This is a genomic window from Corynebacterium sp. zg254 (genome assembly GCF_024701495.1).
GTDB lineage: Bacteria > Actinomycetota > Actinomycetes > Mycobacteriales > Mycobacteriaceae > Corynebacterium > Corynebacterium zhongnanshanii.
Window position 1 is genome coordinate 297996 of sequence record NZ_WIAR01000001.1, and the last position, 17608, is coordinate 315603.

Here is a 17608-nt window from a genome sequence, read left to right on the forward strand (position 1 = left end):
GCCGGTCTACAGAATTCCGCGTTCCCGCGCCACGGCCACCGCCGCTGTTCGGTTGTTCACCCCCAGCTTGGCGAACACATGGGTCAGATGAGACTTCACCGTGGCTTCGGTGAGCACCAGCTGGCGTGCGATGAGGCGGTTGGATTTGCCAAGACTCGCCTCCCGGAGCACATCGAGTTCGCGGGCGGTGAGCTTTTCGATCGGGTTGGACAGCCGTCCCATGACCTTGCCCATGACGTTCGGGCTGAGCACTGTCTCGCCCCTGTGGGCCTGCCGGATGCCCTCCAGCAGTTGGGTGGGGCCGCAGTCTTTCAGCAGGTAGCCCACGGCGCCAGCGCTAATGGCCCCCATGACATCGGAGTCCGTGCTGTAGTTGGTCACCACCAGCACCTGAGGCGGATTCGGCAGCGCGCGGATCTGCTCCGTGGCCCACACGCCATCACCCGTTGTGGAGTTCGGGGTTTCGCCGAAGCGCAAGTCCATGAGCACCACGTCCACAGGCGTGGTGCTACACAGCTCCACGGCTTCCTGCGCGGAATCCACGCTGGCCACAACATCCACATCGTGGCCCTCCACCATGGAAGCCAGGCCTGCGCGGACGACGGGGTGATCGTCGGCGATGAGTACTCGGATCATGCTGGAACCTCGATCGACACGCCACAGCCGTGGCCTGGCTCGGACTCGATGTCCATAGTTCCTCCCATGGTGGTCACCTTTCTTTTCACGGCCCCTAAGCCGACGGGGCTCAGCCTGGCGTCATCCGGTTGGAACCCACAGCCGTTGTCCACCACATCGACCCGCACGGCGTCTGGCTGATAGGTGAGGGTGACCGCGGCGGCGTCGGCATGGGAATGCTTCACCACATTGGACACCAACGATTGGGTGATGCGCACGATCTCCACCTCGATTCGTGCGGCGAGGGGCCGGGCGTCCCCATCGATGGTGCAGCGCATCCGCTCGCCCATCGGGGTGGACGCCACCACGGACCGCACCGCCGTGGGAAGGTCCGCACCCTCCAGTTGCGCCGGCTGCAGCTCAGCGATGATGCGGCGCGTATCCTCTAGGTTCGCCTGCGCGGTCTGCCGGGCCAGCTGCAGATCGCGGCGTAGATCCTCCGGGACCTCACCCCACTGCCGGTCGATCTTCTGCTCCACGGAGTGCAGGAGCATCTGGATGGAGACCAGGCCCTGGGCGACTGTATCGTGGATTTCCCCGGCCAGCCGGGCGCGTTCGGCCGTGGCGGTTTCCCGGCGCAGCATACGGAAGCCAATGCCCAGGCCCAGGGCCACCAGGCTGCCGGTCACGGGGCCGATCACCCCGCCCAGCGTCCAACCCTTCTCCACGCCCAGCGACACGACCGCCACAGCCGCCACGGCGAACACGCAAGGGATGGCCCACCGGATGGGAAGGAAGCGCACCACCAGGAAGAACAGGGCGAAGGCGACAAACGCCGCCGAGGGCGCTGCATACAGCCACCACGCCCACGCCGCGCTCACCGCGAGCAGCCACACCCAGCGGGGTGACATGAACATCCCTGTGGCATACAGCACCGCAAACACCACCGCCGCAGCACTGAGCCCGTCGTTCAGCACAGCAACCACCCACAGGGCGGCAACCAACACATGCAGGCCGTGGCCTAAAAACACCCAGGCCTGATCCAATTTTTTGACCATGATGCCCCCAGCCTAATGCACAGCCCTCACACTCCACCTCCACCAAAAGTATGAGTTAAAGACCGATCCTGCGCCCGATGTGCCAGCGCACAGGCCAGGCAAGGATGGAGACTATGAATGGAATCATGTTTCAGGGGCTTGCCGAGCTCCGCACCGCCAAGGCACGCACGGCGCTCATCATCACCACCATCATGATGATCACCATCATGGTGACGTTCTTGAGCTCGCTGGCCGCAGGATTGTCCCACCAATCCGTCTCCGCGTTGCAGTATCAGCTTGAGGGAAATAAGGCCGTCGTCGTCAATGGCACGGGCTTGTCCAGCAGCCACATCGACGATGCTCAGGCTGAGGACATCCACGCTCATGGTGGCCGCATCGTCCACATCGCTCGCACACCGGACACCATCTACATGACCGGCGACGGGCCAGAGGATCTCTACCTCGAGCACCAGCCCATCACCTGGGCACCCGACCACGAGGTGGACGCCATGCCCGGGGCGGCCTCCTTCGGCGTGGTCGATCCTGACTACCCCGAAGCTCTGCAGGGCAAGGACGCGCTGAACACCTCCGGCTCCTACCAGGGCGAGCAGAGCTCATTGGGTCTGATGATCACCCTTCTGTACGTCATCTCCGCGCTCGTGCTCGGCGCCTTCTTCGCGGTGTGGACTATCCAACGCCTGCGTGGCGTGGCCATCACCGCCGCCCTCGGTGGTTCTCGCCCGGTCATTATGGTCGACGCCCTCGGCCAAGCACTCGTGGTCCTCGCTCTGGGGATCGTCATCGGAACGCTGGTAACGCTGGGAGCAGGCAGTCTGATCTCCGGCATCCCGATCGTGCTGAGCCAGCAGACCATCGCGACCCCTGCCCTAATCCTCCTGGCCGCGGGACTGCTCGGCGCCGCGATCTCCATCAAGCCCATCCTGTCCATCAACCCACGGAGCGCACTGACATGCTAAACCTCAACCACATCACCCTGGACATTCAAGACGGAAACCTCACGCGCAGGCTTCTGGATCACGTCTCCCTCAGCGTAAACCCCGGAGAGGTCGTGGGCCTGACCGGTCCCTCCGGCTCCGGTAAATCCACCCTGCTGGCCGTGGCGGCCGGACTTCAGAAACCCACCAGTGGAACTGCCACGCTAGGTGACAGCATCGACCTCATCAACGGCGGCGCTCGGACGCGCCGGGAACACGTGGGCATCGTATTTCAGCAGCCCAACCTGCTGCCTTCACTGACGGCCCAGGAGCAATTGCAGGTGATGGCCAGGCTGGATCGGCCGTGGGGACTTCGCCGCGCTCAGTGGCGCGCCACCACACGCCGCGCGGCCGAGCTATTGGAACGAGTGGGCCTCGGCGATAAAACGGGAGCACGCGTCTCCGAGCTTTCCGGTGGCCAGCAGGCGCGCGTCAACCTTGCCCGAGCGCTCATGAACCAGCCGGACGTGCTGCTCGTGGACGAGCCCACGGCCGCCCTGGACTCTGACAACGCGAGCCTGGTCACCGAGCTGATCACCGGCATCGCACGAGAAGACGGCATCCCCGTGCTCTATGTCTCCCACGATCAGGAACAGCTCACAGGGCTCGACCGCGTGGTCGAGATCGTCGACGGCCGCGTGCTGCAGCCTACTGGGTAACCTTCACCTCGGCCTTGGCGCCCTCCACGGCCTCCAGGCCCTGCTCCTCGGCGATGCGCATGGCCTCTTCGATGAGGGTTTCCACGATCTGATCCTCAGGCACGGTCTTCACCACCTCACCCTTCACAAAGATCTGGCCCTTGCCGTTACCGGAGGCCACGCCCAGGTCGGCGTCGCGGGCCTCCCCTGGCCCGTTGACCACGCAGCCCATCACAGCCACGCGCAGCGGGAACTCCATGCCCTCCAGGCCGGCGGTCACCTCGTCGGCCAGGGTGTACACGTCCACCTGAGCACGGCCACACGACGGGCAGGACACAATCTCCAGCTTGCGCGGACGCAGGTTCAGCGACTGCAGGATCTGGTCGCCCACCTTGATCTCCTCCACCGGATCCGCGGACAGGGACACGCGGATCGTGTCGCCGATGCCCTCGGACAGCAGCGCACCGAACGCCACGGAGGACTTGATGGTTCCCTGGAACGCCGGCCCCGCCTCCGTCACACCCAGGTGCAGTGGGTAATCGGACTTTGCCGCCAGCTGGCGGTAGGCATCCACCATCACCACGGGGTCATTGTGCTTCACAGAAATCGCGATGTCCCCGAAGCCGTGCTCCTCAAACAGGGACGCTTCCCACAAGGCGGACTCCACCAAGGCCTCCGGAGTGGCCTTGCCGTACTTCTCCAGCAGGCGCTTATCCAACGAGCCCGCGTTCACACCAATGCGGATGGGGATCCCTGCATCGCCCGCGGCCTTCGCGACCTCCTTCACACGGCCGTCGAACTCCTTGATATTTCCGGGGTTCACGCGCACGGCGGCGCACCCAGCATCAATCGCGGAGAAAATATACTTCGGCTGGAAGTGGATATCGGCGATCACGGGGATCGGGGACTTCTTCGCGATAGCGGGCAGAGCTTCGGCGTCGACAGTTTTCGGGCACGCCACACGCACGATGTCGCAGCCCGCAGCGGTCAATTGGGCAATTTGCTGCAGGGTGGCATTCACGTCGTGGGTTTTGGTGGTGGTCATGGACTGCACAGTGATCGGATGATCCGATCCCACCCAGGTGCCGCCAACATTCAACTGGCGGGTCTTACGCCGCGGTGCCAGCACTGGTGGAGGGCCGTCGGGGATACCCAGGGAAATTCCGGACATAGGGGTGCTCTTACCTCTTCCTTGTGAGTGTATGACTGGGCTCTAGTGTACGCGCGCTAAAACAACTTGATGGGATTCACCACGTCAGCAACAATCACCATCGCGCCGAAGACCATCAGCACCACCGTCGCGGCGTAGGTCAGCGGCATGAGCTTGGTGTAATCGGCAGGACCACCGGGTGCCAAGCCTCGGCGCCTGCGGAAGAAGTCGCGGATCTTCTCCCACAGCACCACGGCGATGTGCCCGCCGTCCAGTGGCGGCAGCGGCAGCAGGTTGAATCCCGCCAGGAACAAGTTCAAGCTGGCCAGCATCATCCAGAAGGTCTGCCACTGCTCATACTGCACCAGCTCGCCGCCAACGCGCGAGGCACCCACCACAGACATAGGCGAATCCTGCTCGCGATTGCCACCGAAGATGGAGCGCACGAGGCCTGGCACGCGCTCCGGGATCGCGATCATTCCCTCGACCGTCTGGCTCACCATGGTGCCGGCGAAGTGCGCCGTGCCGCCCACTGCGGTGACCGGGTTGTACTCCAGAATCGTGTACTCCGGCTGCTTGGCCTTGATGCCGATGGCGCCGGTCAGCATGGTGTTCCCGGCGGTGTTCAGCCGCTCCACCAGCTCAACCTGGACGTCCAAATCCACCACCTGGCCGCCACGATCCACCGTCGCGGGCACGCTGATGTGATCCCCTGCCGCGTGTGTGTCCTTATTATCCGACGCCACGCGCGAGATCTCCCGGGTTAACGCCTGAAAATCTGGAGTGTCCACGCCGTTGAAGCGGGTGAAGGTATCCCCTGCGCGCACACCGGATTGTTCGGCAGGGCCGTTCCCTGTGCAGGGCTCCAGCGTGCCGTCCGCATTCTGAGACTGCGAGACACACGCGGTCTCCGCCACGGTGGGTGTGAACACCACGGAAGTGTCCGGCAATCCCCACTTGATGGCCACGCCGTAGATGATCGCCAGCGCCAGGATGACGTTCATGATGATGCCGCCCAGCAGCACGAAGATGCGCTTCACCGCGGATTGCCGGTACATGGCGTAGGGTTTTTCATCCTCGGAGACCTCATCCAGCAGGGTCATACCCGCGATGTCGCAGAAGCCTCCCAAGGGCACGGCCTTCACGCCGTACTCCGTGGTGCCACCTGTCTTGCCCTTATAGGGACGGGTGAAGGACCAGATGGTGGGGCCAAAGCCCACGAAGTAGCGGCGTACGCGCATGCCGGTCATGCGTGCTGCCTGCATGTGGCCCAATTCGTGCCAGGCGATGGAGAACATGATCCCCACCGCGAACAGCAGGACTCCTAGTCCAAAAGCCACGGTTGCATCCTCTCATGGGCCTTCGTGCGGGCCTCTCGTTCGGCAGCAAGGACATCCTCGAGGTCGCGCGGTTGCGCCGCGAGGTGGGTAAGGTCGCTCATGACCACCTCGATGGTGTCCACAATGCGGGGGAAGCTCAAGCGCCCGTTCAAGAACTCCACGGCTGCTTCCTCGTTCACCGCGTTGTAGACCGCGGGCATGGTTCCACCGGCGGTCACGGCCTCCCGGGCCACGCGCACGGCGGGGAAGACCTCGTCGTCCAGAGGCTCGAACTCCCACGTGGCAGCCTGCCGGAAATCGAGTTTCGGCTGCGCGTCCGGCACGCGATCCGGCCAGCCGAGCGCCAGGGAAATCGGGAGTTTCATGGACGGCGGCGAAGCCTGGGCGATGGTCGCGCCATCGCAGAACGTCACCATGGAATGGACGATCGACTGCGGGTGCACCGTTACCTCGATGCGTTCAGCGGGAATGCCAAACAGCAGGCTCGCCTCAATTAATTCCAGCCCCTTATTCACCAAGGACGCAGAGTTCAGCGTGTTCATCTGTCCCATCGACCACGTCGGGTGCTGGGCGGCCTGAAGCGGCGTCACGGGCTCCAACTGCTCACGGGTCCAGCCACGGAACGGACCGCCGGAGGCCGTCAGCACCAGCGTGTCCACCTCGTCGGCACGCCCCGCCAGCAGGCACTGAGCCATCGCGGAGTGTTCGGAATCCACGGGCACCAGTTGTCCGGGATCTGCGGCGTCGAGCACCAAGTGTCCACCCGCCACCAGCGATTCCTTATTGGCCAGCGCAAGTTTCGCCCGCGTGGCGAGCGTCGCCAGGGTGGCATCCAGCCCCAGCGAGCCCACCAGGGCATTTAAGATCACGTCGTTGTCCGTCAGTGTCTCCGCGCAGCTCTCCACCAACTGGCGGGCGGAATCCACCCCGCGGATCACGTGTCCGTCCAGTTCGGCGTCGATGATGTCCGCAGAACGCTCCGACGCCACCGCCACGTGGTCGGCGGCAAGACCGAACTGGCGCGCTTGCTCGACCAGCAGCTCGGGCTGGGATCCTTGCGCGGCGATGCCCACAAGCTCAAAGCGATCAGCGTTGTGTGCAATGACCTCAAGAGCTTGCGTTCCGATCGAACCGGTACTTCCAAGAACAACAACTCGTGTCTTATTCACGTCAGCTAGTCTAGCCTCACCCCAAAAATCACACCTAAATTCGGGACTGTCCCGGCGATGATGCGCTATTTTCAGCAGATCTATGACAAAATGGCGGGGATAGAATTTTTTGACATCAGGAGGAATCGTGGCGTCCCACAAGAAGGAAGCTGAAGTTCACAACGGCGTCTCGACCGACGACGTGCCAAGCGCAGCCTGGGGCTGGAGCGCGCTGTCCACTCGAGCAATGGCAACCGCCGGTATCTGCGGTGGTCTGTTCCTGCTGGCCATGTTGTTCGGTAACCACCACGGCAACGTTGAGAACATCTACCTCATCGTCCTGGCCGTTGTGTGCTTCGTTGGAACCACCATCATGGTGACCGGCCTTCCAGGTAAGCAGTCCACTCGCCTGCACGCGAACAACAAGCCAGTGGGTCACATCGAGCCTAACTGGAGCGCTGACCAGAAGAATCTCACCGGAGCCTACGCGGACCTCTCCGATGAAGAGCTGCTGGCTCTGAACATCAAGAAGTAGTACCACTTCTTAAAAAGACCGCCGATCAACGGCGGTCTTTTTTTGTTATCGCTCCTCGGCGGCAAGCTGCCCACAGGCAGCCGCGATTTCCTGCCCCTTGGTATCGCGGACGGTACACGCCACCCCTTGGGCCTCCACCAGGCGCACGAATTCATCCTGGCGCTCCTTCGGGGACGCATCCCACTTAGAGCCCGGCGTGGGGTTCAGCGGAATCACATTCACGTGCACCTGGTTGCCCAGGGCGCCACGCAGCTTTTTGCCCAACAGCTCGGCACGCCACGGCTGGTCGTTCATGTCGCGGATCAGGGCGTACTCGATGGACACCCGGCGGCCGGATTTATCCGCGTAGTAACGGGCGGCGTCCAGCACCTCGGCCACGGACCAGCGGTTGTTGACGGGAACCAGCTCGTCGCGAAGTTCGTCGTCGGGGGTATGGAGGGACACGGCCAGGCGGCACTTCATGTCCTCATCCGCCAGCTTCCGGATCGCCGGTGCCAAGCCCACGGTGGAGACGGTGATGTTGCGTTGGGAGATGCCAAACCCCTCCGGAGCGGGCGAGGTGATCTTGCGGATAGTCTCCACCACGCGCTTGTAGTTCGCCAGAGGCTCGCCCATGCCCATGAACACGATGTTGGACAGGCGGCCCGGGCCACCGCTGACTTCGCCGTCTCGCATGGCCACGGCGGCGTAGCGGGCCTGCTCGACCATCTCTCCCACGGACAGGTTACGATCCAATCCGCCCTGGCCCGTGGCGCAGAAAGGGCAGGCCATGCCGCAGCCTGCTTGGGAGGAGATGCACAGCGTGGCTCGGTCCGGGTAGCGCATGAGCACAGACTCCAGCATGGTGCCGTCATGAAGGCGCCACAGGGTTTTGCGGGTCTCGCCGTCGTCAGTATTCAGCGAGCGCACCGGGTGCATCAGATCGGGAAACAGCGCCTCCTTGACGGATTCCCTCTTCGCCTCCGGAAGATCCGTCATGCTCAGCGGATCGCCTTGGAGGCGGCCATAGTATTGGCGAATGATCTGATCCGCACGGAACTTGGGCAGGCCTAGGTCCTGAACGCGAGTTTGGATGTCCTCGCGGTGAAGATCAGCGAGATGTACAGGTGGCATCCCGCGCTTGGGAGCGGAAAATTGAAGCGTTACTGGTGTACCCATGATGGTGCCCAATAGTACATGGCTGAGGGTGGCACAGGGGAATTAAGAAATTATGGTTGAATAGGTCTCATGACGAATCAACATCCTCAACCGAATGAGTCCACTGATCCTTTCGCAGAGTTTCCTCAGGAGACGGCACCGGTGGACACCCCCTCGTTCGAGCCTCAGGAGACCCCTGTTCAGGAAACCACCCCTGAGGTGGAACGGACGATCGCGGGAAGCACCTGGGTTGCCCTGATCCTGGGCATCTTCCTGCTCATCGTGCTGCTGGTATTCATCCTTCAGAACCAACAGAGCGCGCAGATCACCTTCTTCGCCTGGAACCTCAACTTCCCCATTGGCGTGGGTATGCTGCTGGCCGCCATTATCGGCGCATTGGTGATGGCTCTGGTGGGCGGCGTGCGCATCATGCAATTGCGACGCCAAGTCACCCGTCGCTAGACGGAGCTGATGATATTCAGCACCACCCAGGTCACCATTGCGGCGGGCAGCAGACCATCCATGCGGTCCATCAGCCCGCCGTGTCCTGGCAGCATGTGAGACATGTCTTTGAGCTTTAAGTCTCGCTTGAACTGCGATTCCACCAAATCGCCGAGCGTGGCGCAGATCGCCAGGCCAATGCCGAGGAGAATCCCGATCCAGAACGGAGCCTCGAGGAGGAACACCACGCACAACGTTCCCGCCACCATGGAGGTGACGATGGAACCGGCGAAGCCCTCCCAGGACTTCTTGGGACTCACGGCCGGAGCCATCGGGTGGGAGCCGAAGAACACGCCGAAGGCGTAGCCTCCCACGTCGGAGGCCACCACACAGATCATGAACGTGAGGATAAACATCACGCCATCTGCGCTGTCGTTTTCCATCCGGGACAGCATCGCCGCAAACGTGGCAAACAGCGGAATCCACGTCATGATGAACGTTCCCACAGCCACATCGCGCACGTAATTGTGCGGGGGCGAGTTACGCCCGTAATGGAACAGCCTCGTCACCATCAGCACCAGCACGCTGGTGACATAGCCCGCGATGAGCCCGGAGGTACCGAAGGGCAAGGAGAGCCACAGCATCGCCTGGCCACCGAGGACGCACACCAGGAGGTTCACCACATAGCCGGCCTCCAGCAGGCGGCGCCACACTTCATATGTGGCAAGCCCCACCGCAATGGCCACCAAGGGGTACCACGCGATGGGGTTCATCAGGGATGCGATGACCAGCGCGCCGAGGAGGACTCCCACGCCGATCGCTTGTTTCAGATTACGACCGGCGCCATTTTTTGGCTTTGGAGCAGCCATCGGTCCTCGTTTAGACTTCCATCAATTCGGATTCTTTGTTGGACACAAGGGCATCCACCTGGGTGACGTAGTTGTGCGTGACCTTCTCGAGCTCCTTCTCAGCGGCCTTCACCTCGTCCTCGCCCGCTTCGCCATCCTTCTGAATCTTTCCGAGCTGTTCCATGCCCTTGCGGCGGATGTTGCGGATCGCGATCTTCGCGTCCTCGCCCTTGGACTTCGCCATCTTCACGAGCTCGCGGCGTCGTTCCTCGGTCAGCTGCGGGATGGTGACACGCAGAACCTGACCGTCGTTCGTGGGGTTCACGCCCAGGTCCGAGTTGCGGATCGCGTTTTCGATATCGTTCATCAGGCTCTGCTCATATGGCTTGATGAGCAACATGCGTGGCTCGGGAACGCTGATGGTGGCCATCTGGGTGATGGGGGTCAGCGCGCCGTAGTATTCAGCCATCACGCCGTTGAACATCGCCGGGTTGGCACGGCCGGTGCGGATGGTGGTGAGGTCCTCGCGAGCGTGTTCAACGGAGCTGGTCATGCGCTCTTCGGAGTCCAGAAGAATATCGTCAATCATGGTTACTAACCTACCAGGAGCGTTATGCAGTGCCGTCGTTGGACTGCACCAGGGTTCCCACCTGCTCGCCAGAGACGGCGCGGGCGATGTTGCCGTCGGTCAGCAGGTTGAACACCAGGATGGGCATGTTGTTGTCCATGCACAGGGAGAAAGCGGTGGCGTCGGCCACCTTGAGGCCGCGTTCGATCACTTCCCGAGGGGTGATGTCGTGGAACATGGTGGCGTCCGGGTTGGTGCGTGGGTCATCGTCGTACACGCCGTCAACAGCCTTGGCCATGAGGAGAACCTCGCAGCCGATTTCCAGGGCACGCTGGGCGGCGGTGGTGTCCGTGGAGAAGTACGGCATGCCCATGCCCGCACCGAAGATGACCACGCGGCCCTTCTCCAGGTGACGGTCGGCGCGCAGCGGCAGGTAAGGCTCGGCGACCTGGGTCATCTGGATGGCGGTCTGCACGCGGCAGTCCACGCCCTCCTGCTGGAGGAAGTCCTGGAGCGCCAGGCAGTTCATGACCGTGCCGAGCATGCCCATGTAGTCAGAGCGGGAGCGGTCCAGGCCGCGCTGCTGCAGCTGCGCGCCGCGGAAGAAGTTACCGCCGCCGATGACGATGGCCACCTCTACCCCGGACTTGGATACCTCGGCGACCTGGCGGGCGATGTTTTGCACCACGTCGGGGTCGATGCCAACCTTGCCGCCGCCGAACATTTCACCGCCGAGCTTCAGCATCACGCGCTTGTATCCAGCGCGCTGTTGTTCCTGTCCCTGTGCATTGTCGCCTACGGTGCTGCTCACGGTGCTCCTTTGGATCGGATATGGATGGGGTTCACTTGATCGCCCTACATCATACATCCGAAGATATAAGAAAACCCGAACCTGCACGTAGCAGGTTCGGGTTCACGCGGTGAGCTGGACCTCTTAGGCCTGGCCAACCTCGTAACGGACGAAGCCGGTCAGGGTGATGCCAGCTTCCTCGGTCACCTGTGCAACGGTCTTCTTGGACTCGGTCACGGATGGCTGCTCGAGCAGGCAGGCATCCTTGAAGAAGCCCTTCAGACGGCCTTCGGTGATCTTTGGCAGGGCGGCCTCTGGCTTGCCCTCTTCGCGTGCGGTTGCTTCTGCGATCTCGCGCTCCTTGGCAACGATCTCCTCAGGAACATCCTCGGAAGACAGGTACTTAGCCTTCAGAGCGGCAACCTGCATTGCGGCGCCCTTGGCAGCTGCGGCGTCGTCACCGGTGTAGGTCACGAGCACGCCCACTGCTGGTGGCAGGTCAGCGGAACGGTGGTGCAGGTACACAGCAACGTTGTCACCCTCAACGGTCACAGCGCGCTTCAGCTCCAGCTTCTCACCGATCTTTGCGGACAGCTGCTGCAGAGCGTCTGCAGCGGACTGGCCGTCGACCTCAACGGCCTCGAGCTCTTCGCGGGAGTTTGCCTTAGCGGCGGCAGCAGCTTCAGCAACCTTGTTGGCGAAGTCGATGAACTCTTGGTTCTTGGCCACGAAGTCGGTCTCAGCGTTGACCTCGATCATGGTGTTGCCGGATACGGCGATCAGGCCCTCGGATGCGGAGCGCTCTGCGCGCTTTCCGACGTCCTTGGCGCCCTTGATGCGCAGGATCTCGATGGCCTTGTCGAAGTCGCCTTCGGCCTCCTCGAGAGCCTTCTTGCAGTCCATCATTCCGGACCCGGTGATCTCACGCAGCTTCTTTACGTCTGCGGCGGTGTAGTTCGCCATGGTGGGGCGATCCTCCTCTAGTGTGTGGAAGTGTTGGGTTCGCTCAATAGAGTAGCGCAGGTTTTACTCTGCTGCTGGGGTCTCTTCTGCTGGGGCCTCGGTGGCCTCGGCAGCTGCTGGCTTGTCACCGGCAGCGTCCTTAGCAGCAGCTTCCTGGCGCTCAGCGCGAACCTTGCGGCCCTCCTCCACAGCGGTGGAGATCACGTTGGACAGCAGCTGAACGGAACCGATGGAGTCATCGTTGCCTGGGATTGGGTAGTTGACAACGTCTGGGTCACAGTTGGTGTCCAGAATGGCCACAACGGGGATGTTCAGCTTGTGTGCCTCAGCAACCGCGATGTGCTCCTTGTTGGTGTCAACGATCCACAGTGCGGATGGGACCTTGGACATGTTGGAGATACCGCCCAGGACGCGCTCCAGCTTGTTGCGCTCGCGGGTCAGCATCAGAACTTCCTTCTTGGTGCGGCCCTTGTAGCCGTCCTCTGCTTCCTCCATTGCCTGGAGTTCCTTCAGACGGGACAGACGCTTGGCAACGGTCTGGAAGTTGGTCAGCATGCCGCCCAGCCAGCGGTGGTTGACGTAGGGCATGCCCACGCGCTCAGCCTCGGTAGCCACAGCTTCCTGGGCCTGCTTCTTGGTACCTACGAACAGGATGTTGCCGCCGTGGGCAACGGTCTCCTTGACGAACTCGAATGCTTCGTCGATGTAGGTCAGGGTCTGCTGCAGGTCGATGATGTAGATGCCGTTGCGGTCGGTGAAGATGAAGCGCTTCATCTTTGGGTTCCAACGGCGGGTCTGGTGACCGAAGTGGACACCAGCGTCGAGCATTTGGCGCAAAGTAACAACAGCCATGGTGTTACAGGGGCGGCTTCACTCTCGCTGTGGAGGTCGTATGTGCTCCACGCCGCCCCTTCCTCGCTTTCACAGTTTGGGGGTTTGACGGTTTTCCTGTGACGATTTTTTCGCCACCCTAGTGGGTCTTCTCTTGGGGTGTGGCTCACCATAGTTGCCCAGAAAAATCTGGGACCGTGCTGGTCAGACATGGAAGAGGTACGAATTACCCACGCGTAGTCAGTAGCCTGTGACCTGCGGTTGCATTCGCGGGCAACGTTTCGTGCGGGAAACAGCGCATACTGCTTGCATCAGACTACGCTATAGCCTGCACTTTCTTCAAGTGTGCCCTGCCGTGTCCTGTGAATAACGCGCGGAGTTTTCCACAGATTTCGCCGAATCGTGGATGGGGTCTTTACGGGAGGCTCGCGCGTCGTCCACGCTGTGTCCATGACTCGTGTATTTTTCCCACGCCTGCCCGTGCTCGCCGCCCTGTGCGCACTGGCGGTGTTCTTTATTTTTTCTGCCGACGCCCACGGCGCGCCGTCCCCCTTCTCCGCAACCCATGCACGGCCTGTGCCCGGTGCTTTGATGAAGCCCGCCGACATTCCAGAGCAGAACTGGATAGCGGGGCACCGTGGCGTCGATTTGGCGGCGCGTCCTGGTCAGGCGATCCACGCCAGCCGCGGCGGTGTGGTGTACTTCGCTGGCGTGGTCGCGGGCACGCCTGTGGTGTCGGTGATGCACCCCGATGGGCTGCGCACCACGTATGAGCCGGTGCGGGCGGGCGTGGCGGCGGGCCAGCGCGTGCGCCGCGGTCAGACGCTGGGGTGGCTGGTGGATGCGGAGCACACGACGCGGGCCTCGCAGGGGCTGTCCTGGGGCGCGAAGGTGGGTAAGGACACCTACATCGATCCGCTCACACTGCTGGGCGAGCCGACTATCGTGCTGAAGCGCTAGCGCCTAGTGCCCGGAGCGGGGGTGGGCCTGCCGGAACACAGCCTGCAGGCGTTCGGTGCCGACGTGGGTGTAGATCTGCGTGGTCGCCATCGACGAGTGACCCAGGATTTCTTGCACGGCGCGCAGGTCCGCGCCGCCCTCCAGGATGGCGGTGGCGGCGGAGTGCCGCAGGCCGTGGGGCGAGAGCGTGGGGCCGCTGTCCGACAGGCTGGTGAGTTCGCGGACAACGCTGCGGACTTGGCGCTGGTCGATCCGTCCTCCGCGCACGCCCAGGAAGAGGGCTGCGCCGGACTTCGAGTCCACGTGGAACTCCCGGCGCACGTCGAGCCATCGGGTCAGGGCTTCTGCGGCAGCCGTGCCGAAGGGAACCACGCGGGTCTTGTTGCCTTTACCGGTCACGCGCAACAGGCGTTGGGACAGGTCGCAGTCGTCGATGTCCGCGCCCACGAGTTCGGACACACGGATGCCGGTGGAAAAGAGTAGTTCCAGCATGGCGCGATCGCGGTGGAACGTGGCGGGGGCTTCTGGGTCACGGGCGCGTTCGGAGAGCTCGTCGAGCAGGTCGGTTGCCTGGTGTGTGCGCAGCACGCGCGGGAGGACGCGCTGGGCTTTGGGGGCTTTGAGGCCCGCGATGGGGTTGGCCGGGAGCCACTGTTTGTGGGCAAGGAAGCTCCCGAAGCCTTTCATGGAGCTCACGAGCCGGGCGATGGTGGCGCGGCTGGCGCCACCATCGACGGCGTAGCCGAGGCAGTCCCTCGCGTGATCCAGGGTGTAGTCCTCGAGGCTATCTAGCCCCTCGACCACGGCGGTGAGGTCCTTGCGGTAGGCAGTGATCGTATTCTCGCTGCGGCCCACCACGTAGCGCAGGTGCTCTTCGTAGAGCTGCACTGCTTCCTGGGGGCTGGGGATCTGGGCCATGCCCCTCAAGTTACACTCTCTGCCACTGGTTTCCCACCCGTCTCACCAGCCCCATGGAACTGAGGGTTCGCAGTTGCCTTACCACAATCGCCATCGGCAGGCCGGTGTCCCGGTGGATCTCTTCGACCTCCACGGGCCGGAGGGTGGCGTCGATGATGGCGGTCTGCTCCCAGCTTAAGGATGGGCCGGACAGCTCAAGGCTCAGTTGCGTGCCCTGAAGTGCTTCGATGATCTCCGCTGCGCTGCGCGCCAACTGGGCGCGTTGTTCCTGGATGGCCTTGAGACATCCCTGCGAACCCACCGTGGTGACGGGCCCCGGCACGGCAAAGGTGGGTTTGTTCATCGAGTTGGCCCAGTTCAGTGTGTTCAGTGCCCCGCTTCTTAACGCGGCTTCCACCACAACCGTCGCCCCGCCGAGCGCTGCCGCAAGCCGATTGCGCGTGAGGAAGCGGTGGCGCGCCGGCGCGGTATCCGGCGGGTATTCACTGACCAGCACTCCTCCACCGTCCACGATCTGCCGGAACAACTCGTAGTGCTTTTTCGGATAAGGGCGATCCAGGGAGCCCGCCATCACGGCAACCGTAGGACTTCGCCGGGACAGCGCACTATGGTGAGCACAGGCGTCGATCCCCTCAGCCCCACCGGAGATAATCGTCAGCCCATGGGCGGCGAACTGCCCGCTCCACTCGGTGGCGACTTCGCTGCCGTAGCGAGTTGCCGCCCGCGTGCCCACCATGGTCACGCTGTGCCTGGCGAGTGTGGACAGGTCGCCCGGCCCCGCCACATACACCGCGAAGGGCGCGAAGCGCAGGCCCCGCACCGCGCTATTGAGGCTGTGGACGTTAAGCTCCTGGGTCACGAAGGCCGAGCCGAAACTCTCCGGCCACTCCGGGGACTCCCGGGTGATGAGGCGCCAGCCCCGCCTGCTCGCGCACTCCATGTCCGGGCGGGGGTCCACCGCCCGGCGCGCTTGTGTTGCCTCCAACAACTCGCGCGGCAGCCGTGGGTTGGCCTCGGCGATGGCCATGGCGACCTCGCTGACGGGAAGGCCTGTGTCCAGCAGGGAGTTCACCACGGGGTGGGAGGCCTCCACCACCCGGCGGAGATATGCCCACGCCGTGGACGAATCCTCCAGGATCTGCAGATTAAACATGCTGCGCTCCCCCAAACTGCTCCACGGCATCCAGCACGTGGCCCACGGAGGGGCGCTGTACGGCGTCCATATCGGCCAACGTCCACGCCACGCGCAGCGCTCGGTCTACTCCGCGTTGCGACAAATCCCCGTGTAGAAGCAGATCTTGCAGCGTCACCATGCCGCTGTCGTCGGCGGGGAACTCCCGCCGGATGACCTTGCCCTGCACCAGAGCGTTGGGTGCACCCCAGCGGTGGATACTTCGTTCGCGGGCTTCGGCAACCCGCTCCCGGATCACCTCGCTACTGTCCTGGGAGCTCGCCTCCAGAAGATTAATGCTGGTGGAGCCCTGGGTGGTGGCATAGATATCAATGCGATCTCGCACAGGGCCGGACAAGCGCTGCTGGTAGCGCAGCCTTACACCTGCCGGGCAGCGGCACTCCGCTTCCCTCTCCGCCCCACACGGGCACGGGTTGGCCGCCAGCACCAGCTGGAAGTTCGCGGGAAACTCTACCACTCGCCGGTTCCTCATGATGTCCACGCGGCGGGTTTCCATGGGCACGCGCAGGGCGTCCAACACCCGCGGGTTGGCCTCCGCCACCTCGTCGATGAACAACACCCCGTGGTGGGCGAGGCTCACCGCGCCGGGGCGGGGATAGCCGCCTCCTCCGATGAGCGCTGCCTGCGTGACCGTGTGGTGCGGCGCGATGAAGGGCCGCCGGCCCTGCCAGATCGCCTCAAGCCTTGTGCCTGCCCCTGCCAAGGACGCCACACTCGCCACCTCAGCCTGCTCTTTCCTGGTCAGCGGCGGGAGGATGCCCGGCAGACGCTGCGCCAGCATGGATTTTCCGCTGCCCGGCGGTCCGGTCATCAGCAGTGCATGAGAGCCCACGGCGGCGACCTCCACCGCGCGCCGCGCAGCCACCTGCCCCGCCACATCCCCCATGTCCGGCAGGGCGGGAAGCGCGATACCTTCTGTCTGTTCCAATCCTGCGAGCCTCTGCCGCACAGCCCCTGAGTCCATCCACTGCACCAGATGGTGCAGCGTGGCCACGGGAACAATCTGCGGCGCCTCCTCCTCGCACAAGCACGCCGCTCGCTGCGCTTCGTCCACGTTCGCGTCGGGGACCACCACCCAGCGGAAGCCTTCGGATGCCGCGTGCACCACCTTGGGGATCACACCGGGCACCTGCCGTATGCCTCCGTCCAGCCCCAGCTCGCCGATGATGATGGACTCCTCCACCCTGTGCCTGATATCCAGGGAGGCCTGGGAATCATTCAAGCTCGCCACCAGCATGGAGCACACCATGGCCACGTCGAAGCTCGCGCCGTGCTTGGGAAGGTCCGCCGGTGACAGGCTGAGCACCGTCCGCGACCCCGGCCACTCAATCCCGCTATTGCGCAGAGCCGAGCGGATCCGGTCGCGAGCCTGCACCACGGCCGCATCCCCCATCCCCACCACGGAGATCCCGGGAAGTCCGCGGGAGATGTCGCACTCCACCGTGAGGGTCACCCCGTGAAGCCCCTCCAGTGCCACGCTATATGCACGTCCAATCCCCATG

The 17608-nt window shown here is 63.4% G+C and carries 19 protein-coding genes; 5 read left to right on the plus strand and 14 right to left on the minus strand.

Features of this window, described 5'->3' with window-relative positions:
• Positions 1-6: 6 nt before the first annotated feature.
• Together GC425_RS01425 and GC425_RS01430 are read right to left on the minus strand one after the other, a co-directional pair.
• Positions 7-636, minus strand: a complete 630-nt coding sequence (locus GC425_RS01425; RefSeq protein WP_151841677.1) for a response regulator transcription factor — start codon at positions 634-636, stop codon at positions 7-9.
• Entirely contained in the window at positions 633-1673 is a 1041-nt protein-coding gene (locus GC425_RS01430; RefSeq protein WP_151844074.1) for a sensor histidine kinase, read from the minus strand. Before GC425_RS01430 ends, GC425_RS01425 begins: the two co-directional genes overlap by 4 nt.
• A gap of 113 nt (positions 1674-1786) precedes the next feature.
• Here GC425_RS01430 and GC425_RS01435 point away from each other — a divergent pair, with 113 nt between their 5' ends.
• Both GC425_RS01435 and GC425_RS01440 read left to right on the plus strand, forming a co-directional pair.
• On the plus strand, positions 1787-2629 hold the full coding sequence (locus GC425_RS01435; RefSeq protein WP_374707621.1) for an ABC transporter permease: 843 nt from the start codon (positions 1787-1789) through the stop codon (positions 2627-2629).
• Positions 2623-3306 carry an ABC transporter ATP-binding protein gene (locus tag GC425_RS01440; protein ID WP_151844073.1) on the plus strand — a complete coding sequence of 228 codons (684 nt, stop codon included), beginning with the start codon at positions 2623-2625 and terminating at the stop codon, positions 3304-3306. Before GC425_RS01435 ends, GC425_RS01440 begins: the two co-directional genes overlap by 7 nt.
• Here GC425_RS01440 and ispG read toward each other — a convergent pair.
• The 3 genes from ispG to dxr are packed head-to-tail and all read right to left on the minus strand — an operon-like array spanning position 3296 to position 6944.
• A complete protein-coding gene (gene ispG / locus GC425_RS01445; RefSeq protein WP_151841680.1) occupies positions 3296-4456 on the minus strand; it encodes a flavodoxin-dependent (E)-4-hydroxy-3-methylbut-2-enyl-diphosphate synthase in 1161 nt (386 codons plus the stop codon). The genes GC425_RS01440 and ispG overlap by 11 nt on opposite strands.
• Before the next feature lie 56 nt (positions 4457-4512).
• The gene (locus GC425_RS01450; protein ID WP_151844072.1) at positions 4513-5775 is read right to left on the minus strand and encodes an RIP metalloprotease; all 1263 of its coding nucleotides are present in this window, start codon (positions 5773-5775) and stop codon (positions 4513-4515) included.
• Positions 5760-6944 (minus strand): 1-deoxy-D-xylulose-5-phosphate reductoisomerase, encoded by a 1185-nt coding sequence (gene dxr / locus GC425_RS01455; protein WP_151841682.1) that lies wholly within the window; start codon positions 6942-6944, stop codon positions 5760-5762. The genes GC425_RS01450 and dxr overlap by 16 nt, the downstream gene beginning before the upstream one ends.
• Before the next feature lie 109 nt (positions 6945-7053).
• On the opposite strand from dxr, the gene GC425_RS01460 reads away from it, so the two are divergent.
• On the plus strand, positions 7054-7458 hold the full coding sequence (locus GC425_RS01460) for a DUF2631 domain-containing protein (protein ID WP_231699700.1): 405 nt from the start codon (positions 7054-7056) through the stop codon (positions 7456-7458).
• Between the two features lie 45 nt (positions 7459-7503).
• Here GC425_RS01460 and rlmN read toward each other — a convergent pair whose 3' ends face one another.
• On the minus strand, positions 7504-8616 hold the full coding sequence (rlmN, locus tag GC425_RS01465; protein ID WP_151841683.1) for a 23S rRNA (adenine(2503)-C(2))-methyltransferase RlmN: 1113 nt from the start codon (positions 8614-8616) through the stop codon (positions 7504-7506).
• Positions 8617-8685: 69 nt separating this feature from the next.
• Between rlmN and GC425_RS01470 the strand changes: the two genes are divergently transcribed.
• Positions 8686-9057, plus strand: a complete 372-nt coding sequence (locus GC425_RS01470) for a lipopolysaccharide assembly LapA domain-containing protein (protein WP_151844071.1) — start codon at positions 8686-8688, stop codon at positions 9055-9057.
• On the opposite strand, the gene GC425_RS01475 is transcribed toward GC425_RS01470, so the two are convergent.
• The 5 genes from GC425_RS01475 to rpsB form a co-directional block, all read right to left on the minus strand.
• On the minus strand, positions 9054-9905 hold the full coding sequence (locus GC425_RS01475; RefSeq protein WP_151841685.1) for a phosphatidate cytidylyltransferase: 852 nt from the start codon (positions 9903-9905) through the stop codon (positions 9054-9056). The two genes, GC425_RS01470 and GC425_RS01475, sit on opposite strands and share 4 nt — an antisense overlap.
• A gap of 10 nt (positions 9906-9915) precedes the next feature.
• Positions 9916-10473 (minus strand): ribosome recycling factor, encoded by a 558-nt coding sequence (frr, locus tag GC425_RS01480; RefSeq protein ID WP_151841686.1) that lies wholly within the window; start codon positions 10471-10473, stop codon positions 9916-9918.
• 22 nt (positions 10474-10495) lie between these two features.
• Positions 10496-11197 (minus strand): UMP kinase, encoded by a 702-nt coding sequence (gene pyrH / locus GC425_RS01485; protein ID WP_223111913.1) that lies wholly within the window; start codon positions 11195-11197, stop codon positions 10496-10498.
• Between the two features lie 189 nt (positions 11198-11386).
• Positions 11387-12205 (minus strand): translation elongation factor Ts, encoded by an 819-nt coding sequence (gene tsf / locus GC425_RS01490; protein ID WP_151841688.1) that lies wholly within the window; start codon positions 12203-12205, stop codon positions 11387-11389.
• A 63-nt stretch (positions 12206-12268) separates the two neighbouring features.
• Positions 12269-13057: a 30S ribosomal protein S2 gene (gene rpsB / locus GC425_RS01495; protein WP_151841689.1), complete on the minus strand. Its 789-nt coding sequence runs from the start codon at positions 13055-13057 to the stop codon at positions 12269-12271.
• A 429-nt stretch (positions 13058-13486) separates the two neighbouring features.
• Between rpsB and GC425_RS01500 the strand changes: the two genes are divergently transcribed.
• Positions 13487-13996: a M23 family metallopeptidase gene (locus tag GC425_RS01500; protein WP_151844070.1), complete on the plus strand. Its 510-nt coding sequence runs from the start codon at positions 13487-13489 to the stop codon at positions 13994-13996.
• Between the two features lie 3 nt (positions 13997-13999).
• Here the strand turns inward: GC425_RS01500 and GC425_RS01505 are convergent, their stop codons facing one another.
• The 3 genes from GC425_RS01505 to GC425_RS01515 are packed head-to-tail and all read right to left on the minus strand — an operon-like array spanning position 14000 to position 17607.
• Positions 14000-14914, minus strand: a complete 915-nt coding sequence (locus GC425_RS01505; protein ID WP_151844069.1) for a tyrosine recombinase XerC — start codon at positions 14912-14914, stop codon at positions 14000-14002.
• A gap of 10 nt (positions 14915-14924) precedes the next feature.
• On the minus strand, positions 14925-16067 hold the full coding sequence (gene dprA / locus GC425_RS01510) for a DNA-processing protein DprA (RefSeq protein WP_151844068.1): 1143 nt from the start codon (positions 16065-16067) through the stop codon (positions 14925-14927).
• Entirely contained in the window at positions 16060-17607 is a 1548-nt protein-coding gene (locus tag GC425_RS01515) for a YifB family Mg chelatase-like AAA ATPase (protein ID WP_151844067.1), read from the minus strand. Before GC425_RS01515 ends, dprA begins: the two co-directional genes overlap by 8 nt.
• Position 17608: the final 1 nt, after the last annotated feature.